Origin of the sequence: Bacillus cereus group sp. BfR-BA-01360, from assembly GCF_022663595.1 — a bacterium.
Lineage (GTDB): Bacteria > Bacillota > Bacilli > Bacillales > Bacillaceae_G > Bacillus_A > Bacillus_A cytotoxicus.
In genome coordinates this window covers 198709-224432 of sequence record NZ_JAKUFV010000005.1, presented here as the reverse complement: position 1 = coordinate 224432, position 25724 = coordinate 198709, and the positions used below count along the sequence as shown (strand labels likewise).

The window sequence follows — 25724 nt, the reverse complement described above, 5'->3', positions numbered from 1 at the left end:
GATTGCGAGGTTATTTTACTGTTTTCTTTCTAAATTTGCTGAGCACTTCATATACAATCGGAACAATGAGAAGTGTTAGTAATGTTGAACTTGTTAATCCGCCAATTACTGTTACCCCAAGTCCTTTTGAAATTAAACCGCTACCTTCAAATCCAAGTGCAAGAGGAATTAAAGCACCAATTGTTGCGATGGCAGTCATTAGAATTGGTCGTAAGCGCGTTGAGCCGGCTTCTAATAATGCTTCACGTGTTGGTAAGCCTTCTTGTTCCTTATGAATGACACGGTCGATAAGCACGATTGCATTCGTGACAACAATACCGATTAACATAAGCGCACCAATCATTGCCGATACACTTAATGTTTCACCTGAAATGAGTAGAGCAACAAGTGCCCCGATAATTGTAAATGGAAGTGAGAATAAAATCGCAAATGGTGCAAGTGCGCCGCCAAATGTCACAACAAGAACGAAGTATACAATGGCAATTGCCGCTAACATCGCTAATCCAAGTTGTGTAAAGGATTCTTGAATATCTTTTGTAACACCGCCCATAGAAACTTCTACGCCAGAAGGAAGGTCCATTTTATCTATTTCCTTTTGAAGTGCCGCAGATGCTTTAGAAACGTCATCAGATGTTATTTTTGCGTTTACGGATGCGTAAATACGCCCATCACGATGTGTAACTGTATTGGAAGTTTCGCCTTCTTTCACAGTCATAACATCCTTAACAGCTACTTCGTTGCCAAGTGGGGTTTTCACTTTACGATTTGTTAAATCATCAATTGCTTCATAATCATGTTTATCTGCTTCTACATAAACATTGATATCTTTACCATCTTTTTTTATTGTCGTAAGAACAGGACGGTCATGTTGATTAGAAAGTTCCATGCCAACTTGAGCAGCAGTTAGCCCCATTTTACTTAATTTTTGCTGATCTGCGACTAACGTGTACTCTGCATATGTTTTGGAAAGGCTAGAATCGATATCTTTCAAATCCTTTTCTTTCTTCATGATATTTTGAATATCTTTCACGACAGGTTTGATGTCTTCTAAACGATCTCCGTATACGTATAGCTTAATTTCATTGCTGCCTCCGCTAGCTCCGAAGTCTTGGCTTTTCCATTCACCTTTTCCTGTCATCTTTTGTAAATCTTTCATCACCTGTTCTTTTTCTTTCTCAAAGTTTTTTATGTCATTATCGTATTGAACAAAGAACATAGCTTGATTTGTTTTACCTGGGCTCATTGGGTTTTCTCCGCCTAATGAGAACTGAATGGTTTTTACATCTTTTTTATTTTGAAAGTGTGTTTCGGCTTTTGTTGCGATTGCTTTAACGTCTTCTAATGTTTGCCCTGGATCAGGGTTATAGGTTGCAATCATCATTTTTTCTTCTTCATCTGGTAAGAAGCTTACACCGATAACTGGTACAAGTGCAAGACTACCAACCAATAGAAGAACAGCGATACTAGATGTAATGATTTTATGATTAAGTGCCCAATTCAGTACGCGCTTGTAGCCGTTTGCTAATTTACTTGGTTTCTCTTTATGGTGTACCTCTTTTTCTCTCATACTTTCTTTCTTAAATAAAGAATGAGCTAACATCGGTACAATGGTGATGGCCACAAGTAACGAAGCGAGTAATGCAAATACGATCGTTAAGGCAAATGGTAAGAACATTTCACCAATCATACCTTTTACAAGCCCAAGAGGTAAAAATACCGCAATTGTTACAATTGTTGAAGACATAATAGGAATAAACATTTCTTTTGTTGCTACGCGAATTAAGTCTTTTCCGCGTAATGGTTCTTCTGGTAAAGACATGCGGCGGTAAATATTTTCAATTACAACGATTGAATCATCGACAACGCGTCCAATCGCAACTGTCATTGCCCCAAGTGTCATAATATTGAGTGTAATATCCATTTGCTTCAATACTAAAATAGCAATGAGTAAAGAAAGCGGAATGGAAACAACAGAAATTAATGTTGTTCGAATGTTTCGTAAGAACAACATGATAATAATGATAGCAAAGATGGCACCAAATATTGCTTTGCTAAGCATCGTATCAACTGATTTTTCAATCGGTGTACCTTGATCGAATGTCGAAATAATCTCTAAATCTTTATATTTTTTTTCAATATCTTTCACTTTATCTTTTACAGCATTTACAACATCAACTGTATTTGCATCAGTTGCTTTTACAACTTGAATACCGATCGCTTCTTTACCATTTGTACGAGAAATGGATTCAGCTTTCCCAACTTCTTTCACATCAGCGATTTCTTCAAGGTTGACAGTTGGAATACCAGCAGTCATGCCCGGATTCATTTGTGGTGCTTCTGTTTGAGGAGAAGAAGTCGCTCCGGGCCCACTTTGGTTGCTTGCTGCTGAAATAGTAGGGATCTTCATTTCTTTTAAGGCTTGAACTGTTGTAATATTTCCATCTACAACAACTGATTTTTCGCTATCTTTAAATGTGTATAGACCAAGTGGCAGAGATACATCAGAACCTTTAATGATATTTTTAACCGTATCCTCACTTAAGCCTAATTCTTTCATTTTATCTTTTTTAAAGACGAGTTGTACTTCATCTACTTGTTGTCCTGAAATTTGAACAGAGGCAACACCATCAAGGCCTTTTAACGCTGGAACAATACTTTTTTCAACTGTTTCAGTTAAAGTAGCTAAAGGTTCGTCTTTACTCGCTACACTTAATGCAATAACAGGAAAGGCATTAAAGTTTACACGAGAAACCTTTGGGTCCTTTACGCCTTCCGGTAGTTTTACATTAGCGATTGCTTCTTTTACTTCAGTTTCAGCTTTCTCCATATTTTTATCAAAATCATATTCTACTTGAATAGAAGATGCATTTTGATAAGAGGAGGAGCTTACAACGTTCACCCCGTTTAAATTTTGCAGTTGCTCTTCCATCGGCTTTGATATTTTATCTGCAACTTCTTGCGGAGTAGCTCCAGGATAAACCGTTGTTACTGTTACAACAGGGGTGGTGATATCAGGAATTGTTTCTAATTTCATATTTAAACCAGAGTAAATTCCCGCAGTGGTAACAATAATGGTTAATAGCCAAACTGCGAACTTATTTTTTAACGAAAAGTTAATGATCTTGTTCATGTTTGCGCTCCCTTATTATGTATTGACCAATCGGTCAGTCTAACACATAATATAACTGACTGAATGGTCAGTCGTCAATAAAAAGAAATGTTATAATACTGTTAAGATAAAGTGGAAATAACAACTATAATGTAAAATTATGATGTAAAGTTCTATTAGGAGAGAAAATATGAAAGAAAAAGAACGCTTAATTATTGAAATGGCAATGAAGTTATTTGCAGCGAAAGGTGTTAACGCAACATCCGTACAAGAAATCGTAACAGCGTGCGGGATATCAAAAGGAGCTTTTTATTTATATTTCAAATCAAAAGACGAATTGCTTCTAGCTACTCTTAAATATTATTATGAAAAAATTCAAAGTAAAATGATGAAAATTGACAAAGAATCATTACTACCACGCGAAAAATTTGTCAAACAATTATATTGTCAGTTTCATGATATACAAACGCATAAGGAATTTATTATTATGCATGCAAGGGAGAATGCAATTCCATTTAATAAAGAAGTAGAAGCATTTATGATGAACATGAAAATGGAGTCACATGCATTTTATCGAAATAGTATATTGTCTATTTATGGTGAAAAGGTCACTCCGTATTTGTTAGATCTTGTAGTGCTAGTAGAAGGGATTTCCCGAGCGTATTTAGAATTAATCATTTTAAATGAAACAGAAATTAATTTAAATCATGTTTCCACATTTATTTTAAAAAGAATGGATGACATTGTAGAAGGTCTTGTAAATTCTGGTGAGGAACCTGTTTTGCATGAAGAACAATTAGGACAACTTCTTTGCAGTTCAGACTTAATAAAAGAGCAGGTGAAGGAACAATTTCTACAGGAAATTATTATGTTTAAACGTAATTTAGCTGATGAATTAGAAAATGATGAGTTATTAGTTACATTGGATGTTTTAGAAGCAGAAATGAGAGTAGCAAATCCAAGAATACCAGTGATTCAAGGAATGTTAGCAAATTTAAAGCGTTACGATAATTTAATGGATTTTCGACTTCGATTAGCGAAATATTATGAGATAGATATAATTTAAAATCAATAGAGGTGAATCATAACAGATCCACCTCTATTGATTATTTGTCAGATTGTGCCCATTCTTCTACATTCCAAACTTTTGTTACCCAATCTTGGTAAAAGTCAGGTTCGTGACATACAAGAAGAATCGTTCCTTTGTATGCTTTCATTGCTTTTTTTAGTTCCTCTTTTGCTGTTACATCCAGGTGGTTTGTTGGCTCGTCAAATAGTAACCAGTTACTTTCTTTACCCATGAGCTTACATAAACGAACTTTTGCTTGCTCACCACCGCTTAATTGACTCAATGGGCGCGTAATATGTTCATTTTTTAAACCGCATTTTGCTAACATTGCTCGAATTTGATGTTGATCTAAATTCGGGAATGTATTCCAAACATCATCGATAGGTGTTATATGATCAGCTTTTACTTCTTGTTCGAAATATGCTGGTTCTAAGAAGTCACCAAGGCTTGTTTTTCCGCTTAATGGCTTAATTTTACCTAAAATTGTTTTTAATAATGTTGATTTCCCAACACCATTACATCCAACAATTGCAATTTTTTCACCGCGTTCAATTGTCATTGTTAGTTTCGGCAATAGTGGATGTGTGTAACCAATTTCTACATCTTCTCCTTCAAAGACAAAGCGGCTACTTGCGCGAGATTCTTTGAAAGAGAATTCAGGTTTAATCGCGGTTTCTGGACGATCGATTCGCTCCATGCGATCAAGCTGTTTTTGACGGCTTTTTGCTCGGCCTGTTGTAGAGTAACGAGCCTTATTTTTCGAGATGAACTCTTCTTGCTTTTTAATAAATTCTTGCTGTTTTTGATACGCTTGTAAATGTTGATTTTTATTGATTTCAGCTAGTTCTAAAAACTTCTCATATGTCGCTGTATAACGCGTCATTTTGGAGAATTCTAGATGGAAAATGACATCCACACATTTGTTCATAAACTCTGTATCATGAGAGATTAACAAGAATGCATGCGGGTATTCTTTTAAATAGTTTGTTAACCATTGAATGTGTTCAACATCTAAATAGTTAGTAGGTTCATCTAGTAATAATACTTGTGGTTGTTCAAGCAGTAACTTTGCAAGCAATACTTTTGTACGCTGCCCACCACTTAATGCAGAAACATCACGATCTAGACCAATTGCATCAAGACCGAGGCCACGCGCAGCTTCTTCAACTTTAATATCTAGTAAATAGAAACCACCAGCTTCAAGGGCATCCTGAATATTAGCCATTTGGTCTAAAAGCGCTTCTAATTCTTCCGGTGTCGCTGTAGCCATTTTTTCTGTAATGATATTTAATTCTTTTTCTTTCTCAAATAAAGGTAAGAAGGCATCTGTTAGAACGTCACGAATTGTTCGGCCAGGTGTTAAGATTGTATGCTGATCTAAATAGCCATAATGTGTACCAGGCGTCCACTCGATGCGCCCTTGGTCATGAATAAGTTGTCCAGTAATAATATTCATAAATGTTGACTTTCCAACACCATTTGCACCAACTAATCCAACATGTTCATTCGCTAATAAACGCATGGATACATCTTTAAAGAGAGTACGATCACCAAATGTGTGTCCTAAATTTTCAACTGTTAATAAGCTCATAGTATCCTCCGTCCATTTCAAAATAGTATCTTGAATCATGATACTAAATTCTCGAATATAATGCTATCCTTTCAGAATGTATAATTTTTCAAGAAAAGGTTGCGTATTTTATAAAAAGGAATATATATGAAGAAAAATGTTATGTAGGGATTATGATAGTAAAAAGTTACTTCTAGATGATATAGAAGTAACTTTTTCTTTTTCCTATTAGACTTTTTGTTTTACTTCACTTACTTTTTTCTCTGCCACAATAAAATGTGGTCTGCGTTTTGTTTCATAGTAGATACGGCCAATATATTCACCAATGACGCCTAAGAAGATGAGCTGGATACCACCGATGAATAATATAGCGGAAATTAAAGTGAAGTAACCAGGTACATCAATTCCATCGATCATAATCTGTATAAATGTCGTGATTACGTATAAGATTGCTAAAAGTGTTGTTAGTAATCCAAGGTATATAGATAAGCGTAATGGTTTATTATTAAAAGAAATAACGCCATCTATTCCGTAATTCAACAACTTAGAAAAAGTCCATTTACTTTCTCCATCAGAACGTAATACATTTTCATATTCAATGATTAATTCTTTAAATCCAATCCAGGAGAATAAACCTTTAGAAAATCGATTGTATTCGCTTAAAGAGAGTAATGAATCTACTGCTCTTCTACTTAAAAGTCTAAAATCGCCGATACCATCGACTAATTCAATATCAACAAACGTATTCATAACTTTGTAGTATAGACGGGAGATGAAAGAACGCATAGGGGAATCACCTGTTCTTGTTCTTTTTGCAATCACTTGGTCATATCCGTCATTGTAACCTTCTAACATATCCTTTATTAAAGCAGGCGGGTGCTGTAAGTCAGCATCCATAATAACAACTGCATCGCCTGTAGCATATTTTAAGCCAGCCAACATGGCAGCTTCTTTTCCAAAGTTTCTGCTAAATGATATATAGTGTACAGTTGAATCTGAATTTGCTAAATCTCGTAAAATATCCAATGTATCATCTTTACTACCATCATTAACAAAAACAAATTCATAATCGGTATCTAATTTATGAACTTCAAGAGAAGTTTCTGAATAAAAAGCTCGAAGTACTTTTTCTTCATTGTAACAGGGTACTATTATTGAAAGAGTCATCTTTGACCCTCCTTGTTTGTAATAGTGCTATGATTCAGGCTATTCCTTATTTGAGAAGAAGGAATAGCCTGAACTGGATGTATGTTTACTTATTGTTGTGTAAAAAGGTAAGCTCTTTATTTCTTTTTTTGCGTCCGAAAAATAATAAAGTGGAGCAAATGATGAATGAAATAATGGATATAATCAAACCTAATTTGAAGTAAGGTGTGACATACTTCATTTCAATTACATGAGATCCTTTTTGAATTGGAACGCCTATGAATGCAGAGTTTGCTTTCGTAAATTCTGTCTCTTTCCCATCTACTTTTATAGTCCAACCTTTACTATATGGAACAGACAGATAGAGTAATCCGTCTTTACTTGAGTTAACTTGACCTTTTAAATAGTTATTTTTATAAGAGATATTTTGAAGTCTATTTTCAGTTAATTTTTTAGTTTTTTCTTGGATGTTTTCGTAATTCACAATGTTGACTTGCAGGTCTTGTAACTCATATTCACCTGGTCCAGGGATTTTATCAGTAATAGAAATCGTCAATTCGTTTGGATGATTGTTCTTTCCAAGGTTATAAACAAATCTTTCTAATGGGTATGCATATGCACCTGCATCGTCTCCTTTACTCATGTCTTTTCCATTCACAATTGCATGGAAGGAGCCTTTATTTTTAATTTTTAATTCCACAAGAAGGTCTCCTACAACATTAGGTGGATTAATAGGTACTATTATGCGACCATCTTCATGAACCGTAAGCATATTGTTATTGTTTTCAATATTTTCGAATTGGATCTGCTCGATTTTAATCGGTACTGGTTTGACATCAAGCCTTTTTGTATCAAAATGTTTTAATGAAAAATCGTTTATGTTATCAACGACTACAGCATCCAACAACAATTGATCTCGCTCAGCAAAGTTTAGTTTAGAAAACTCTTTATCATCTATCCCTGATTCATACACATATCCTAATGGCAACGCATATTCATTTTTATAAATGTTATATGGCCCTACTTGTTTTAATTGTTTATAGCCATAAGGAATATTAGCTGCATCGGTATCTGCGCTTAATATGTAATATTTCACACCTAACATATTTTCAAGAAGGAGTCGGTTATCTAATTGGAAAAACATAGAAGGTGTATCGAATCCTTGAAAAACATTGTATTTATTTTTCATAAAGTCATGAACATAATAATTGATTAGGCTATGATAAGCACTTGTACCATGATATTCCTGAAGCATTGGTGTATTACGAAGGCTGCCCGGATTAATAACACGGTAAAAATCTTTATCATGATCTTGAATATAGCGAATAGCAGCAATTTCATCTTGATTATCGTATCCAGATGCATGTAAAGATTCTTTTGTAACATTTCGTTGTCCAAAGGGTTTGCTTAGTACATTTTCTGAATACATGTAATTGATAAAAATTACATTGATAAGAACATTTAGGATCACTAAGAACTGTAAGAAAATTTTAGACAGATAGCGCCATAAACATATTGTGAGGATAGAAATTACGATGACACTTATCAGCATATGATCGACTTCGTCTAATGGCTGATCATTGATGTTTACTTTTCTCATGAATGCATAAATGAACAAGCCAGTAGCTAACAATGCACTTATGAGATACATCAATTTATTCTCTTTTTTATGAAGGAGCATCCAGTCTAAAATGTACGCAACCGTTTGGGCAATTATAAATGAAAATAAATAGTACCAGCGATATTGCATAGCGGAAAAACCATTAAAAACAGAATAAGTATATGGAATCATGTAAAGAATAAGCATAAAGAATGTAAATAATACTTTATTCAATACGAATTTATCACGTATAAATAAACCGATTATAATTAAGAATAAAATCAAGACAGGAAATGCTAATTGATAGTATTCCGCGTTATTGATGAAGAAAATACTTTCCAGCAAATTTTTATAAAATGTATCTTCAAAGAATAAAGGAATATCAAATTTCTTTGTGAGTCGATCAGCATTAAATACAGCATTTACAGATGGAAGAAAGAATACGGCTACTAAACCGAGTGATAATCCATATAAAAAAGTAATCCTAATATAGTAAGTTAGGAAAGATTGAATCGTTTTATTTTGCTGTGTCGTAAAGTATTGAAAAAATGCATAAATATAAATGAAAATACTGGTTATAAAAGCAAAATAAAAGTTAGATGCTAGCATTAAAGCGGTAGCAAATAGAAATAGTCCTTTTTTTCTTTCTATAATATATCGATCGAATCCCCATAATACGAGTGGTAGAAAAACGATAGCATCCGCCATAAAATCCCAAAGTAAAGAGTGACGAATAAAAGTAATACATCCACCGTATATAATGGCAGAAATAAAAGATGAAAAGGTTGTTTTATGGTGATAACGCAAAGAACCGTACATAAAGAGCATCGCTAAAAAACTTTTGAAAATGCTCATATATAATTTCATATCATAGATTTGCTCTATATTTAACTTAGGAAGCAATAATGTGATCCAAAAGAATGGCGCCGTACTATAGTAATAACTGAATTCTCCAAATAAGTCGCCGCCTAATCCATAATTCCAGGACCAAAAGAAATTACCATCTTTAAAAGCATGTTGCAGGAGAAAAGTAAAGAATCCGAATTGAGATAATGCATCTCCTGAACCAGAAAATATTTGATCTGATGTTAAAAAGAAGTAATGAAAAATAAAAGCACATAGTAATAACAATGGAATGATAATAAAAGTGCTTTTATGGAAAAAGGTCTTATTGTCTTTTTCAAAATACATGAAAATTCGAGTTCCTCCCTTTAAATCAAAGTCGTTTTATATCATATTTAATTAGCGTAAATCATGTAAAAACACACCGTTTATGGACAGGGTGTGTTTTTAGTTTTTGCATGAAAAGATATACTTTTCATACATTGGATTATGATGGATATCTATCTTTCAGTATAAAGTATTATCAGAAAGTAAGTCAATTTAACCTAGAAGCATCATTACGGTGATTTACCCCTGTTATTCATGGACAGTAAGGCGTCGCCAATGTCTACGAAATAAAATAAAAACTTCAGCGTCCTTTTCATATCATAAGATGAAAAAAGGACGTTGAAGTTTAAGCTTCTTTACGAAGTACCTTTTTATTTACAAATTCTAAAATTAATTTACGGATTTGTGGATCAATAACAAGTCCAATCATACCAAATAATAAGCCTGTAAGTATGAGTGCAACTAATGGCGGTAGAGTAACGAATATCATACGATATGCGCAATAGCTAATAGCAAAGGCTAAGGAGTTAAAGAGAATTCCTTTGAATAGAAGTTCAATACCTTTATGAATAAATAGAGTAAATCCGATTAACAAGGTAACTTCTGTAAGAATAGCTGAAGTGGCAGCTCCCATCATTCCGAATTTACTACCTAATACAATATAGCTAATGATGGCAACGACTAAACCAATTGCCATTGTTAATGTACGCTTCCATTGCTGACCAATCGTTGTTAAGTTATCAGCAAGGGGATAGTTAATGGATTGTAAAATAACCATAAATGCTAAAATGGCGAGGGCATTACCAGCTGGTGCATACTCTTCGCCCAATAAGCTAACAATCCAAAAATTTGGATCAGCAATAAATGGAATCGAAATCCCCATTCCTAAAAATGACATCAACTTTAATTCAAAATGTGATAGCTTTCGATGTTCTTCTACATTTTTCTCATTTCCAAAAGCAAATAGTTTCGGATAAAATGCTGCGGCGATGACACCAGGGATTTGATAAAGAACAGCTGGGATTTTGGATGCAGCACCGAAAAATCCAACCTGTTTTAATGTTGATACTTTTTCCAAAATAATCGGACCAAGCTGTGGCAATAGCATAATAATAATGCCATTAATTGTGAAAACGAGCAGTTGATCTAAAATTCCGGGGTCCCAGCCCTTATGAATCGTTGTATAACGAGTTACCATTATAAAGGCAATCAGTCCTGTTACAAGGCTTGACGCTCCATACATTGCTGCAACCATCATAAGTGACCACTTAAAGCTCATGCCGAGTAAAAGTGCCGCTGCTGCTGTTACCCCTTGTAATACAGAGATAATAGCAGTAAATTGCATGCGTTCTGTTACTTGGAAGTAAGCCATTCCGACACCTTGTAAAGTGGCACCAAACATTGTTGGCAATACAACTAAATATACCATTGCACGTAAATAAGCATTATCATAGAAAAATTGTGCAAAAATGGCAAAGAGAATCGAAATAATAACGGCTAAAATGAAGCGAACGCGTAGATAACTGCTGATAAGCTCGCTAATATTAGCGTTTTGTTTTGTCCCCTCACGCATAAAAGTATGTGTTAAACCAGCATCTGTAAAGTAACAAATGACAGCAGAAACAGCTAGTGCCGCTGTAAACATACCATAATCATGAGGTGAAACATATCTTGCAAAGAGAATGGTTGCAATTGCAAGTACAAACCGAACGATAATATTTCCTACAAAAAGATAGGATGCATTTTTTAGGATTTTATTTGTTTTCATTGCAAATACCTTTCTATTCTTTGGACGCTGTATGTCCAGTTTATAAAATGGAAAGAATGTGTAGCATGATTCTGTTTTAAGAAAACAGAAACTTCATTCGAACAAACCAAAGCATTGCATATAATTTTTTGCTTCGTTTTCCGTTTTTAGAATAAATTTTACGGCAATATTTCTTTATATCCTGTTTGATTAATTGAACTTGTGACTTTTCTAGTTTTGCATTCTCTTTAATATAGATACAAGCATTATTGATAACAGTATATGGGAATAGATATGTTTCAATCATTTGAATCAGTTCCTCAGAGTCTCTTGTTATCAAATCTGAAGATTTATGATGAATCCAGTCATTCATTCGATGAAATACTTCTAATTCTTTTTTTGTTTTTAATTCATAATCTTTATATTTAGAAGATAGATTTCCTTCTGATAAGATTCGATAATAAGTTAAATATTCCGCTACATAGCACACGTTTGTGACACTCATGAGTTTAAATAAAAATTCTAAGTCTTCTCCCCAACTGCAGCCAGGTGTAAAACGGATATCATGATTCATAACGATAGAGCGTTTAAAAATCCACGTACTTGTTTGGGCAACAACTTGATGTGTTAAAAAGGCTTTTGTCATATCGCCTTTTATAAAGTTGGTTACATGTTCTACCTTCTCACCTGTTTCTTCATAGAAGTTCATATAGCCGCAATAACAAGCATCCATATTGTTTAAATGCATACTTTGTACTTGCTTTTCTATTTTACTTGGATGCCATAAATCATCGCTATCAAGAAAAGCAACATATTCACCATTAGCGTGCTCAATTCCTGTATTACGAGCAACAGATACACCTTGATTTTTCTGATGGATATAGCGAACCTTCTCTGGATGTTTTCGCTGAAGTTCTTTTACAATTGTGGGTGATTGATCTTTACTACCATCATCTACAACTATAATTTCAATGTTTTGATAAGTTTGATTTAGTATAGATTGCATCGTTTCTTCAATATACTTTTCCGCATTATATAGCGGGATTACAACAGAAACGAGTTGTTTTTGTTCCGTCATAGCGTTTTATCTCCTCTAGTTTTTTATGTTTTGTATCATATATACAAGCCTTTTATAAAGGAAGAAGATTACAAGAACATCTGTATAAGTTTACCGCATATAAACTTTGTAAATCAACTTTACTAATTATTATACCTTGTTTAAAAGAGCGGATGTTATATAATAGTAATAATTTAGATGGGAATGTCATTTGCTCTGTTGTAACAAAGAGATGTATGTATGTAACCAAAGGGAGGGACTTCCATGTTAGAACAGCCGACTCAAAAGGTCAAATGGGCTCTTTTGAGTATGATTTTGCTTATAGGATTTTTGTTTCGCTTTTTGACTTTAACAACGTATGGTGTTGACTTAACAATTGCTAGTGATGATATAGGTTACCAAAATAGTGCAAAGGTTTTATTGGATACTGGTATGCTAACATATCATGACCCAGCTAAACCAACTATTCATATTATGCCAGGGCAATCGATGTTATTAGCCTCTATATTTTATCTTTTTGGTAGTGGTGCTAGTGGACTATTTATAGCTAAATTAGTAATGATGCTTTTTGGTGTAGCTAGCATTTATATGACTTATAAAATTGCCACGTACATCTTAAATCCAGCATCGGGATTGATAGCTGCGCTTCTATTAGCTTGTTATCCTCCAGAGGTAGTAGTGGAAAATTTAACATTAACAGAGGGACCATTTCTATTTTTTTCACTTGGTTTATTATATTGGAGTTTAAAGTTAGCCAATACTCACGCAATGAAAGACCTTTTCATTGTATTACTCTTTTATTTTTTAGCTTTGTATTTTCGGGTGCAAATCGCATTATATCCAATTTTACTCTTTGTGTACCTTTTAATAAAGCGCTATCCATTTCGTATTATGATGAAGCAAGCGATCGTTAGTTTTGTATTATTGTGTATTATCCTTGGGCCCTGGTGGGCTCGCAATTATATTCAATTTCATCAGTTTATTCCTTTAACTGCTGGAGCAGGAAATCCTTTATTACTTGGAACTTATCAAGGAGAAGGGTATCCAAAAGAAAAGGGTATGGATGAAATTGAGGCGGAATTGCATGAAAAATATCCTCATATTGAGGCGCATGAATTTATGCAAATGGAGAAAGAGATTGCAGTGAATCGCATGAAGGAATGGTGGCGTACAGATAAAGAATCTATGCTAAGAAGTTATCTTGTTTTAAAACCAGAAATTCTATGGGAAAAGCCTTATTATTATCCAGGTCATAATATAAAGATATTTGATATTTCAGGGGAAGGTATGAAAGGATTTTTTGAGTTTATTAAACAATTATTTTTCATTTGTACAATTCTTTCATTCGTATTATGTTGGAGAAAATGGAGAGAGTATATATTTTTATGGATTCTTCTTCTTTTTCAAACATATTTCACGTCTTTATATGTTGCCTATGAACGTTATGCACTACCATTAATGCCGCTTTTATTTATTATAATAGGAATAGGAATTACAGTGGCTATAATGAAAGTAAGAAAACTCTTTTTAAAGAAAGAGTCTACTGTGACAGGGTAATAAAACCCCCTTCTATTTTATGGAAATAGAAGGGGGTATTTAAATTTGGAAATAGATTGTTTATTGTTCGTTTAAGCGAGATAATTGTTGTTCTTGGCTTTTTAATTGTTGTTCTTTATGCTCTAATTGTTGTTTTAATAATGCGTAATCTTGCGTTAATGTGACAAGTTGATGATGAAATTTAGAAATCTTTCGCGTTAAGTCAAAAATTAACACAAAGCAGAATAAAAGCCCGAATAAAAATAAGACAGATGGAGGATACTCCACTTTTAACAACTGGCCAATCCAATTTATAATCTTATCTGTAGAGCTTAAGATAGCCATAGAGATACAAACAAAAATCCATAAAATAGAGTACTTTGTTTCCAAAGTTCCTTGACGGATAGAATTAATAATTAGAAAAAATAATAATAGAATAAAGATGAATGAAAAGGTAATTATAGGCATTCATTATCAACCTTTCACGATTTTTTGCATTAAGATAGCTAGACTTACTTTAATCATGTAATATGCGGATTTAAGAGGTGTAATAGAAGATTGTCCACCTTGTCTTTCTTGCATATTGACAGATATTTCGTTAATGCGAAGTTTTTTCTTTTTTAAGTGAATCAGAACTTCGGGTTCTGGATAATCCTTTGGATAATTATGTGCAAAAATTTTAATCACTTCACGATTAATAGCACGGTATCCAGAAGTTGGATCCATAAATGTTTGTTTTGTTAATAGTTTTAATAAGGCAGTGAAATAGAAAATGCCAATTCTTCGTGAAATGCTACCTTTATATGCTGTTTTTTCTGTAAAGCGAGAACCTAACACCATGTCGCATTCATCTTCAGCAATTGGTTTGATAATTTTGTATAAATCATCAGGATTATGTTGCCCATCGGCGTCGAACTGAATTGCAATGTCATATCCATTTTCATAAGCATATTTGTAACCAGTTTGTACAGCGGATCCAATCCCTAAGTTGTATGGTAAATTTACAAGATGTACAGGAAAATTTTTTACGATATCAGATGTTTTATCTTTTGAACCATCATTTATGACACAAATACTTAGTTGTGAAAAATGTTGTTTTAGTTTTAAAAGTCTAGTTAGCGTATCAGCGATTGCTTCCTCCTCGTTATAAGCAGGAATAATAATCAATGTTTTTGGTATTGAAATTGGCACCTCAACAGACATTATCGCACCATCCCTTGTATATTTAATATATTATAGTTCTTTTTAAATGCACTTTATCTAATATACCACTAATAGTATACCAAAATAAAGGACAAGCTGAAGTGGGATTTACAAAGAAAAGGGAGTATATTCCATTTTTTCAGTTGGTAAGACTTCACTTCAACATTCCGTAAAAGTAAGGAAGTTAGATAGAAGAGAGATGAAGCCCTAGAATAAAGAAAGTTCTACTTCATCAATCTTGATTTCATTTATTATTATTTTATTGTAATAAAAAAATACATGCAAAGAAAAGGAATCATCTTTGCATGTACGAGAAATTATATATTCCACGGTTTATTTAAAGTTAATACTTCAGCCATTTCTTTACTTTTTAAACGACCTTTTTTACGATTTTCTGCACGTTCTGCACCAGTTGTATAGAGCCAATGTTCTTCATCAGTTTCTGGAAGTACTTGTGGCACAGAAGATGGTCTGCCATCTTTTAGTGCAACGAATGTGATGAAACAAGTGGCAGCAATACGACGTTCACCAGATAATAAATTTTCTGCGACGACCTTTACGAATACTTCCATGGAAGATTTTCCTGTGTAACATACAAACGCTTCATAACAAACAGAATCAGCTTGATGAATCGGTGTTAAGAAATCGACAGAATCAATAGATGCTGTTACACAATGTTTACGGCTATGTCTAGCTGCTGCAATCGAAGCAACGCTGTCAATTTCTGCTAATAATTTTCCGCCAAATAAAGTTTGATGATTGTTTAAGTCATTTGGAAAAACTCTTGTTGTTTTAATTGCTTTTGATTCCCTCATAAATTTTTTTTCCATATAACCATCTCCTATTTTCTGTTTTCAATCAGAGTGCTATGTTTTTTAGTATAAAAGGAATGTAATATTTGTCGGATTTTACTTCCGTTATAAATAAGTAAAATATGATAGGAAAGGAAGAATCACACTTTCGTATTTGTATGCATGTAACTGAAAGAAAATTTATTTTTATATAGATTGTAGTGTAAAAGAGGTTTCGCTTACATTGCAAGTAAAAAAAGATGAACTCCCTATTTGTCATATAAATTCCCTATCAGCTATGTACTCATTCATGATAGAATCGTTTTGTCATAACTGGAAATAGAGGTGCTATGGACATATGAATCAAATCCAAACAGGTTTTTCATCTTTTTTTAGCAAAATGATTATTGGGTTACTGCTCGTGTTTTATGGTTATTCTTGGTGGTCATCTTTTGACGCGGCAAAGCAATTTTTTGGGGGAAGTACAACGAGTATGGTGATTGTGTTTATTATATTTGTTATACTTCTTTTATTGATTGCATCTATTTTGCAATATCGTTTTACAAATCAACAATTTCTTATTTTTCTCGTTAGCATAACGATTCTTGTTAGGCTTGGATTCGTTCTATTTGGAGACGCCCCGCTTATAGGCGATATGAAGTCGATGTATGAGTCTGCAAAACAAGTTGCGCTTGGAAATCGTATTGGTGCTGTTGCACAATTGCCTTTTATTCTTTACCAATCACTATTAATTCGTATATTTGGAGATACAATCTTCGTTTTACAATTATGCAATATTTTATTTTGTACCGGAACTGCATTTTTCATTTACCGAATAGCATCTATCGTATTTCAAGAAGAGTGCGGACGTATCGCGGCGGTCGTTTATGCTTTATATATCCCAAACATTCTTACTAGTGCTCTCTTAACAGCAGAACCGTTAGCAACATGTTTATTTTATTTTGCTTGTTATATCCTTTTACATAAAGGTTTGAGTCATTCTTATATGTGGATTTTTTCTGCAATTTTATTAGCATTCAGTAATATGATTCATCCTGTAGGTATCTTTTTAATGATCGTTGTGTTCGTATATGTCATGTTAATCGAAGTGTTTCAAGCATCACAAAAACAAAGTGTGCTACTAAAAATGATAGGTCTAATTGTTATGTTTTATGTGATGCACTTTGGGATAAGCTATTGGATGCAAACGATAGGAATGCCTCAATACACAATCTCTAATAAGGCATATGTACAATCAGTCTTAATCGGAGAGCGTAATAATCAGCAGCAGGAAATGAAAAGTTCAAATATAAAGGAACATATCGATCAACAGCTGAATGAGATAGAGGTTGAGCGGTATGCTTTTCTAAAGCCAAGCATAGATCAATTATCAAGCGAAGGAATGAATTTTGTACTGTTTAAGTATGAGAAACTTACATATATCGTTATTACCTTATTTACAGCAATTGCTCTCCTGCATTTGATGATTAGAAAGCAGAAAAATGAGGGATACATGCTATTTATATTGCTTATTGTTGGATATATTGGGATGAAACTTTTTCATTCTAATACCGTATATGAAAATTTAATACTACCTGGGTTATTTATTGTACAAAGCCTTGGAGCTTATATGAGTTATTTCTATTGTCAAAAAATCTTTTTTAAAAAATAAAGTGAAACGCAAAGAAATAACTGAATATGTATTCGCAGATGCAAAAGAAAAGCATGGCATGCGTTGGACAACGTTAAGGGGACTTAAGAAATTGTCAATGCAGGCGATGCTTACTTTCGCTTCCATGAATTTGAAGAAGACAGCCTAAATTATAGGGCTAGTAGAGCACAACTCTCGTTACTATGAAGAAAAATTCTTATAAAATCACAAAAGGGGGCTGGTGCAAAAAAACTTTGAAATATCTGTAATTAATCTCTGGAATTTGGATATTATGATACTAGTACTCTAAAAAGGACAACTTCACTTACAGGTGAAGTCTGTCCAAAGGCAGGCTTACCTCATCAAAACTTGTCAAAATATGAAAAAAATAGCCCTCCATCTAACCAAAAAGGGGAGAGTGGAAGGCTATTTTTCTAAATTCTATTATTTTATGTTGTTTTTTTTCGTTATTTTCGGATGGTAAGACTCCACATTTAAGATTCGGAGTAGGTGGAATGAAATTTTTTTATCAGTAGGGAAGAGAACTCCAATGAATATTACCTAGTTAATTCCATTTGCAAATTCTCGGCAGTTAAAGCCATTTGCGAAGAATCGTCTTGAATCCTCTTCATAACCTGAGATATAACTTTTAGTTCATTTTCAATTTCTTTGTTTTGTTCTTTTGAATTTGACATATCATGAACAATTTCTTGGAAATAATGATCCGTTTCATGCATGCTAGCTGTTCCCTCAGATACAAGGGAGCTAATTTGTTCCACAGATGAGGAAACATGTATGATTTGCTTATTTGTTTTCTCAACTAGCTTTGTAACATTTGTGATAGATTCCTTCGTTTGTTCAGATAATTTACGAATTTCATCTGCCACAACCGCAAATCCTTTGCCAAACTCTCCCGCACGTGCAGATTCAATGGCTGCATTTAATGCAAGCAAGTTTGTTTGTTCAGCAATTGATTTTACAATATCGATGATTTCATTAATTTTTTTAGAAATGTCAAGAAGTTCCCTTGTGTCTGTAATAATTGTTTCCATATTAGATTGAATACTTTCCATTCGCTTATTTTGGGTGTCCAGCTGGTTTTTGCCCTTATTTGCCTTTTCTTCAGAGGTTATTGCTAACTCTGTACCTGTTTTGGCGAGTTCAACAATCTTTTCCGATTGAGTCGTTAATTGATGAATAGAGGCACTATTTTTTTCGGAAATGGCTGCAAGTTCCATGGCAATATGTTTAATCGTCATTGCAGTGATTTCTTTTTCTTTCTCATGTTCTTTTTGAATCTTTTCATATTCCGATTCATAAGCTGCAATAACAAGTTCTTGTTCGAGTGTGAACAATTTATTTATTACATTTAGAGAATAAGAGAAATCATCTATCGTTGAAATGTTTTCTTTTAAAATTTTCATAACAGAACGGAATAGTTCTTGATAAGCAGCTGTATACCATTTTCTATGTAATCCAATTTTGACATGTTTTTTAGCAATTCGAATACGACGTTCTATAAACTCTTCATCGATATTACCACCAAATAACTCCTTAATATGTTGCATTAAAGTTTGCTTTAATTTTGTTACGGAACTATAGCGTTCAATGATTTCAGTTAAGCGTGGCTGCTTTGTAATATTGCTATAAAATTTATCTGTTATCCATTCTAGTTGCTCGTAAATAAAAGGTTGTAATACTTTCACAACTTGTAGGTCTTCTTTCGTAATATGAAGCATATCCATCTGCGTCTTTAATTCAGAATTTGTCACATGGAAGGTTATTTTTTGATGTCGACTTAATTCGATAATACTTGTACTGCTATGTGAATCCTTTTTTTTGAAAGCCCCAAACATTGCTCTTTCCCCCTGTTATATAAAACGTTTTCATTTTGTATTCTTGTTTCATTATAACCATTTCTCTAATATTACTCTATATTAATATTGAATATAATAAAATAAGAGAACTTCTTTTGAAATTCTCTTAATGACCTTTAGTTATTTTCGCATGTGTTTTAAAGAAAACGGGGAAATGTACATTATATATAACTGTGACTACGCGTATGATGAATGTTACGAGTAAACAAACATAGAAAGCTAATACGTGTGCACCTAGCCCATATGTAATCAAGAAGCTAATTGCACCGAGGATGGAAGCAATGGCGTAAATTTCTTTGCGAAATACATAAGGGATGTCTTGTGCACAAATATCACGCATAATCCCTCCGCCAATACCTGTAATCACACCCATTGACACAACTAAAAAGGGAGCATCAACATGATGTAACATTGCCGCATTAGCACCGATTGCAGTGAAAACGCCTAAGCCAACCGCATCAGAAAGCATAATCACAACTTGTAATTTGTTAATACGCTCGAAAAACATACAAGTAAAGAGTGCAGATAATACACTCACAAAAAAGTAAATTGGTTTTATAAATGCAACGGGAGGTAGGTTACCAATCAAAATATCACGGATAATTCCGCCACCAAGTGCAGTAGCTACAGCTAAACAAAGGACACCAAAAAAATCTAGATCTTTCTTTAAACCAACTAATGTACCAGAAATAGCAGCGGCGATAATACCAAGAAACGTAAAGATATCGATTAATAACATGGCTTAAATCCCTTCCTCCTAAAGATATTCCAGAGAAAAAATATACACTAAAGTTATCGAAATAACAATTACTTTTCGTTACATGTCAAAAAACGTATGAAATACATAAAGAAAGCGTTTGAAAATGTCATAAAAAGAAGATATATATTGGAAGAGGAATGGATGCATAGATGAAGGAAATATGACATAAAATGAATCGTTTTATAGGTGTTTTAAATAGGTGTATTTCAATAAATTTAAATAAATAGATTTTTCATAAATCTTATTTTATATTATAGTTAAAACTGGAAATTAGTAGTATATCGATAGTGTTTATTATTATTACAAGAAGAAGGAAGGAGGTTTTTTATCCCAATGGAGAGAAGTAGGGATTGGAGCTAGGATAAAAATATTTCTCAATTTAAATATGAGTTATGTTATAATTGCTAGGTGTATTTAAATGGAATAAATAATGTCTACATGATAATGTAATGATTTTTATGGAGGTCTAAGAATGTTGACAAATCAAACTAGGATTAGGTTTGAGCAATTTTTGCTTTTTTTTATTATTTTACAACCTGTTTTAGATTTATTAACTTCGCTTAGTATTATCGTATTAAAAATAAATACAACATTCGGAGTAATGGCAAGATTTCTTGTTATGACTGTTTGTGGTATTTATATTTTATTGCAGGCAAAAGAAAAAGAGAATAGAAAGTTTTTGATTTATCTAGTAGTACTAGGTTTAGTATTGTGCCTAGGTTTTATAAATAATAAGCTAAATAAGAATCCGATTATAATGGGCGAAGAAGTTAAATTCTTTGCAAAAGCATTGTATGTGTATATTATGCTGTCTTCATACATTTTAGCTTTAAAATCATTGAAGAAACTTACAAATATTGGTGAAAAAGTTAGGGATAACATTATGTATTCTACATTAATTATCAATATTGTTATGGTTGTTTCTATTGCAACATCTACAGACTTTGGCAGTTATCAATGGATGAAAGTTGGTTCTCGTGGATGGTTTTATGCTGGAAATGAGTTAGGATCTATTTTAGCGATCATCTTCCCGATTGTAGTATTATATTCTGTTCAGAAGACAAAAGGGATTACGAGTATTTTATATTGGATTCCGTCGCTATTGATGATTTATTCTTTAATTCAAGTTGGTACAAAAGTAGGTATGGGTTCAATTGGTGCAACATTGGCAGCAGCTATTATCATTCTTCTCCTTCAAGTATTATTTGATAGAAGAAATCCAAACAAAAAGGCACTATTGCTTAATAGTATTATTGCTATTGTTTTATTAGCAGGTGTGATTGGAACGTTTAAGAAGACACCTTTAGCACAAAACATGGGTATTCATAATAACTATTTAGCAGAGCAAAATGCGGCACAACAACAACAAAAGGAAAAAGAAATTAAAGAAAAATTAAAAGAACAGCAACGGAACAAGGAAAAAGGGAAAGAAATAGAGAAAGTTGAAGAAGAAGTTAAAAAGGAACTTCAGAAAGAACAGCAAAAGGAAAATCAAGAGAACCTCATATTCAGTGGACGTCAAGTATATGCGGAAAGACATCAGCAATTCTTTAAAGAAGCTCCAATGTCACAAAAGTTATTAGGAATGGGTTATGCAGGTAATTTTAAATACAACGAACAAAAACAACCAGATCCAAAGTTAATTGAAATGGACTTCCATGATTGGTTTTATGATTTTGGAATCATCGGCTTTTTGTTAATGATGATCCCATTCATTTACTATGGATTTAGAATCTTATTCCGTATGATGACAAGATTTAAAGACATCGTTAATATAAAATATGGAATGCTTGCAACAAGTTTAGCTTTAGCTTTAGGTATTGCATATATTGCGGGACATATTTTGACAGCACCAGGGGTTGGAATTTACTTTATAGTGGTGTTAGCTTACCTCATTGTAGATTTAGAAATTGAATGATAAAAATAAAAGCTAACTTTTGTTAGCTTTTATTTTTTAGTACAGTAAAATAAAAGGTAGATAGAAATGTGGCGAGGATTTAAAGGAGGAAAAAAGAATGAGGATATTGCATATGAATGCAGGAGCAGAAGACGGGGGAGGAAAGACACATATTATTTCACTTCTCGATCAGTTCCCAACCGATGAAGTAGAACTGGCAGTATTTGAAGACGGGATTGTTGCGAGGGAAGCAAGGGAGATAGGAATCAAAGTTCATGTGTTCTCACAGAAATCTCGCTACGATTTATCTATTTTAAAAAATATAAGTAGATTCATTAATGAGGAACAATTTGATGTTGTCCATACACATGGTCCTAGAGCAAACTTTTACGTTTCTCTTATGAAAAAAAGAATTGCTGCAAAATGGGTGACAACCATTCATAGTGATCCGTTTCAAGACTTTACAAAGCAAGGTTTAAAAGGATGGATTTTTACGAAATTAAACTTAAAGGCTTTAAAGGATATAGATTTATTCTTTGTTGTAACAAATCGTTTGAAAAAGAGTTTGGAACAATTGGGAATTTCTAGTGAAAAGATGCGTGTTATTTATAATGGAATTGAATATGATAAAGAAAAAGCGCAAGGTTATGATAAAAAAGAAAAGTTTCATATTGAAGAAGATGTATTTACGGCCATTCAAGTTGCGCGCCTCCATCCAGTTAAAGGGCATGAAGTATTATTTGATGCATTAAATCAGACTTCATTGACTAAAATTAAGGTGTTATTAGTAGGCGATGGTCCATTAGAGGAAGACTTAAAGGCTTTAGCGAAAGAAAAAGGAATTGAAGATAAGGTTCAATTTTTAGGGCATCGTCAAGATGTGAAACAGTTATTTGCATCGGCTCATATTAACTTATTAACATCTCATAGTGAAGGGTTTCCGTTAGTTCTATTAGAAGCAGCAAATCAACGTGTACCATCTATTGTAACAAGAGCTGGTGAAATTGAACCGTTAATCGTAGATGACACATATGGATGGGTTGTTCCAGTAGGTGATGGGAAAGCTTTGGCGAATGCTTTAGAACAAGCGTATGAAAAATGGAAAACAGGTGAACTTGCTGTAATGGGAAAACGGATTTACGAGCATGCTGCAGCAAATTTCTCACTGAACAAGTTATATGAGGATACGAAAGAAACATATAAACAATTAATAGCGAAATAACCTTGAATAATAGAGAGGATTGTAATTATGGCAGTACAAACAGTTGATATTTTAGGTGTTCCTTTCTCTACAATGACGATGGAAGAAACTGTACAATACCTTATGAAACAGTTGGAAGTTGAACAAGCTCATACATTTCAAGTTGTAACAGCAAATCCTGAAATTGTCATGTGCGCAAAAAAAGATTCAAGTTTCCAAAAAACACTTTTACAAGCAGATGTAATTACACCAGATGGCATTGGTGTTGTAAAAGCAAGCGCTATGTTAGGGACACCGCTTCAAGAACGAGTAGCAGGCTTTGATTTAATGAATCATTTATTTGGAGAACTTTCAAAAGAAAAGAAATCTGTATCCGTGTTCTTGTTAGGTGCAAAGCCGCATGTTGTGAAAGGCGCTGCCGATTACTTAAAGAAAACATATTCGGCTATAAACATTGTTGGTTTGCAGGATGGCTACTTTAAGCCTGAAGAAGAAGAGAATATTATTTCGCGTATTCAAGAAGCAAAACCAGATCTACTACTTGTTGCACTTGGATTCCCAAGACAAGAAAATTTCATTCAAAATAATAAAAATCGATTACAAGCAAAGATGGCAGTCGGTGTAGGTGGAAGTTTTGATGTTTGGGCTGGTGAGGTAAAGCGCGCACCAAAATGGATCCAAGCCATTCACTTAGAGTGGTTCTATCGTTTATGTAGTAATCCAACTCGTTGGCGCCGTCAGCTTGTATTGGCAGAGTTTTTAAAGGAAGTAATGCGTTCGAAGAAGTAGCGAGGTCTCGCTGCTTTTTTTTATACATATGAACACGGTAGAGTCGACTACCATCCATTTATGACGTAAGTAATGAAAGGATAAATCTAAGGGAATGATAAAGTAAAGCGTTAATTAGTAAGGCCTCTCTATATTCATGAGTCGAACTTTTACAAGCAACTATACTCCCGCTTAACTTCTTTGTTTTCAGTCGAATTTTTGAGGGGAGTCTTACTATCGCTAAAATGGCAGAATAAATTTGTTTTACTTATGCAGTACACATGTGTAAAATTATGTGTAAAGACACCTGTGTTAGGAGGACTTCTAGTGGGGAAGGTAAAAGAAATTTCAAAGCGAAAGCTTCTCGGAATAGCGGGGCTTGGATGGCTATTTGATGCAATGGATGTCGGAATGCTTTCATTTGTCATTGTATCTTTACAAAAAGAGTGGGGATTAACAAGCCAGGAGATAGGTTGGATTGGTAGCATAAATTCTATCGGTATGGCAGTAGGAGCCCTTTTATTTGGAATAATGGCGGATAAAAGGGGACGAAAATCAGTCTTTGTTATCACTTTATTGCTTTTTTCGATCGGTAGTGGTTTGACGGCTTTAACAACAACAGTAGGCGCATTTCTTATTTTGCGTTTTTTCATTGGTATGGGGCTTGGCGGGGAACTCCCAGTTGCTTCTACACTTGTATCTGAAAGCGTAGAGGCACATGAACGCGGAAGAATTGTCGTTTTACTTGAAAGTTTTTGGGCAGGCGGATGGTTAATCGCTGCGATTATTTCATATTTTGTCATCCCGAAATATGGTTGGGAAGTAGCGATGGTTTTAAGTGCAGTTCCAGCCATTTATGCTCTGTATTTAAGATGGAAGTTGCCAGATTCACCTAAGTTTGAAAAAGTAGAAAAGAGACAATCTGTTATGACCAATATAAAAGCTGTTTGGTCTAAAGAGTATCGGAAAGCCACTGTTATGCTATGGATTTTATGGTTCTGTGTTGTTTTTTCTTACTATGGTATGTTTCTTTGGTTACCAAGCGTAATGGTATTAAAGGGATTTAGCTTAATAAAAAGTTTTGAATACGTATTAATCATGACGCTAGCACAACTACCTGGATATTTTACAGCTGCGTGGTTTATTGAACGTGTGGGTCGGAAGTTTGTATTGATCACGTATTTAATTGGTACAGCTTGTAGTGCTTATATATTTGGTATTGCAGATTCTGTAACGATATTAGTGGTAGCAGGTATGTTTCTATCCTTCTTTAATTTAGGGGCTTGGGGTGCTTTGTATGCATATACGCCTGAGCAATATCCGACAGCGATTCGTGGAACAGGAGCAGGTATGGCTGCTGCATTTGGTCGTATCGGAGGAATTTTAGGTCCACTTGTAGTAGGATATTTGGTTGCCTTGCAAACATCCCTTTCATTCATTTTTACAATCTTTTGTGCCTCTATTTTAATGGGAGTACTTTCAGTAATCGTACTTGGACAAGAAACAAAGCAGCAAGAATTAATATAAGAAAAAAGGAAGTTGTGGTGACTTCCTTTTTTCTATTTTTATGTG

The 25724-nt window shown here is 33.8% G+C and carries 18 protein-coding genes and 2 pseudogenes; 8 read left to right on the top strand and 12 right to left on the bottom strand.

Annotated elements, in window-relative coordinates:
• Positions 1–10: 10 nt before the first annotated feature.
• A complete protein-coding gene (locus tag MR056_RS07505) occupies positions 11–3130 on the bottom strand; it encodes an efflux RND transporter permease subunit (protein ID WP_087099601.1) in 3120 nt (1039 codons plus the stop codon).
• 169 nt (positions 3131–3299) lie between these two features.
• On the opposite strand from MR056_RS07505, the gene MR056_RS07500 reads away from it, so the two are divergent.
• Positions 3300–4175, top strand: a complete 876-nt coding sequence (locus MR056_RS07500; RefSeq protein WP_087099599.1) for a TetR/AcrR family transcriptional regulator — start codon at positions 3300–3302, stop codon at positions 4173–4175.
• Between the two features lie 40 nt (positions 4176–4215).
• Here MR056_RS07500 and MR056_RS07495 read toward each other — a convergent pair whose 3' ends face one another.
• The 5 genes from MR056_RS07495 to MR056_RS07475 form a co-directional block, all read right to left on the bottom strand.
• On the bottom strand, positions 4216–5826 hold the full coding sequence (locus MR056_RS07495; protein WP_081428421.1) for an ABC-F family ATP-binding cassette domain-containing protein: 1611 nt from the start codon (positions 5824–5826) through the stop codon (positions 4216–4218).
• 150 nt (positions 5827–5976) lie between these two features.
• Positions 5977–6915: a glycosyltransferase family 2 protein gene (locus MR056_RS07490; protein WP_087099597.1), complete on the bottom strand. Its 939-nt coding sequence runs from the start codon at positions 6913–6915 to the stop codon at positions 5977–5979.
• A gap of 85 nt (positions 6916–7000) precedes the next feature.
• Positions 7001–9685, bottom strand: a complete 2685-nt coding sequence (locus MR056_RS07485; protein ID WP_087099595.1) for a YfhO family protein — start codon at positions 9683–9685, stop codon at positions 7001–7003.
• Between the two features lie 325 nt (positions 9686–10010).
• Positions 10011–11432, bottom strand: coding sequence for a flippase (locus MR056_RS07480; RefSeq protein ID WP_087099593.1), 1422 nt, complete (start codon positions 11430–11432; stop codon positions 10011–10013).
• 76 nt (positions 11433–11508) lie between these two features.
• Complete coding sequence (locus MR056_RS07475) at positions 11509–12489, bottom strand: glycosyltransferase family 2 protein (protein WP_087099591.1); 981 nt, start codon at positions 12487–12489, stop codon at positions 11509–11511.
• A 243-nt stretch (positions 12490–12732) separates the two neighbouring features.
• Here MR056_RS07475 and MR056_RS07470 point away from each other — a divergent pair, with 243 nt between their 5' ends.
• Positions 12733–14025: an ArnT family glycosyltransferase gene (locus MR056_RS07470; protein ID WP_087095637.1), complete on the top strand. Its 1293-nt coding sequence runs from the start codon at positions 12733–12735 to the stop codon at positions 14023–14025.
• 60 nt (positions 14026–14085) lie between these two features.
• Here the strand turns inward: MR056_RS07470 and MR056_RS07465 are convergent, their stop codons facing one another.
• The 3 genes from MR056_RS07465 to MR056_RS07455 all read right to left on the bottom strand — a co-directional run bounded on the left by MR056_RS07465 (position 14086) and on the right by MR056_RS07455 (position 16037).
• On the bottom strand, positions 14086–14472 hold the full coding sequence (locus MR056_RS07465) for a DUF2304 domain-containing protein (protein WP_012096392.1): 387 nt from the start codon (positions 14470–14472) through the stop codon (positions 14086–14088).
• A gap of 6 nt (positions 14473–14478) precedes the next feature.
• A complete protein-coding gene (locus MR056_RS07460) occupies positions 14479–15207 on the bottom strand; it encodes a glycosyltransferase family 2 protein (RefSeq protein ID WP_012096391.1) in 729 nt (242 codons plus the stop codon).
• 317 nt (positions 15208–15524) lie between these two features.
• Positions 15525–16037 carry an acyl-CoA thioesterase gene (locus MR056_RS07455; RefSeq protein ID WP_012096390.1) on the bottom strand — a complete coding sequence of 171 codons (513 nt, stop codon included), beginning with the start codon at positions 16035–16037 and terminating at the stop codon, positions 15525–15527.
• 319 nt (positions 16038–16356) lie between these two features.
• Here MR056_RS07455 and MR056_RS07450 point away from each other — a divergent pair, with 319 nt between their 5' ends.
• Together MR056_RS07450 and MR056_RS07445 are read left to right on the top strand one after the other, a co-directional pair.
• Positions 16357–17670, top strand: coding sequence for a glycosyltransferase family 39 protein (locus tag MR056_RS07450; protein ID WP_087099589.1), 1314 nt, complete (start codon positions 16357–16359; stop codon positions 17668–17670).
• Between the two features lie 4 nt (positions 17671–17674).
• A pseudogene (locus MR056_RS07445) lies at positions 17675–17818 on the top strand (transposase); the annotation flags it as partial.
• A gap of 388 nt (positions 17819–18206) precedes the next feature.
• On the opposite strand, the gene MR056_RS22580 reads toward MR056_RS07445, so the two are convergent.
• The 3 genes and pseudogenes from MR056_RS22580 to MR056_RS07435 form a co-directional block, all read right to left on the bottom strand.
• The gene (locus MR056_RS22580; protein ID WP_373367237.1) at positions 18207–19013 is read right to left on the bottom strand and encodes a methyl-accepting chemotaxis protein; all 807 of its coding nucleotides are present in this window, start codon (positions 19011–19013) and stop codon (positions 18207–18209) included.
• Positions 19011–19388: pseudogene (locus tag MR056_RS22575) on the bottom strand (protoglobin domain-containing protein); the annotation flags it as partial. The pseudogene MR056_RS22575 and the gene MR056_RS22580, both read right to left, overlap by 3 nt.
• Positions 19389–19632: 244 nt before the next feature.
• Positions 19633–20265, bottom strand: a complete 633-nt coding sequence (locus MR056_RS07435; protein ID WP_012096383.1) for a trimeric intracellular cation channel family protein — start codon at positions 20263–20265, stop codon at positions 19633–19635.
• 493 nt (positions 20266–20758) lie between these two features.
• Here MR056_RS07435 and MR056_RS07430 point away from each other — a divergent pair, with 493 nt between their 5' ends.
• The 4 genes from MR056_RS07430 (at position 20759) to MR056_RS07415 (ending at position 25679) form a co-directional block, all read left to right on the top strand.
• Positions 20759–22204: an O-antigen ligase family protein gene (locus MR056_RS07430; protein ID WP_012096382.1), complete on the top strand. Its 1446-nt coding sequence runs from the start codon at positions 20759–20761 to the stop codon at positions 22202–22204.
• Between the two features lie 97 nt (positions 22205–22301).
• A complete protein-coding gene (locus MR056_RS07425) occupies positions 22302–23405 on the top strand; it encodes a glycosyltransferase (protein WP_087095633.1) in 1104 nt (367 codons plus the stop codon).
• Positions 23406–23432: 27 nt separating this feature from the next.
• A complete protein-coding gene (locus MR056_RS07420; RefSeq protein WP_012096378.1) occupies positions 23433–24173 on the top strand; it encodes a WecB/TagA/CpsF family glycosyltransferase in 741 nt (246 codons plus the stop codon).
• A 306-nt stretch (positions 24174–24479) separates the two neighbouring features.
• Complete coding sequence (locus MR056_RS07415) at positions 24480–25679, top strand: MFS transporter (protein ID WP_087099585.1); 1200 nt, start codon at positions 24480–24482, stop codon at positions 25677–25679.
• Positions 25680–25724 lie beyond the last annotated feature (45 nt).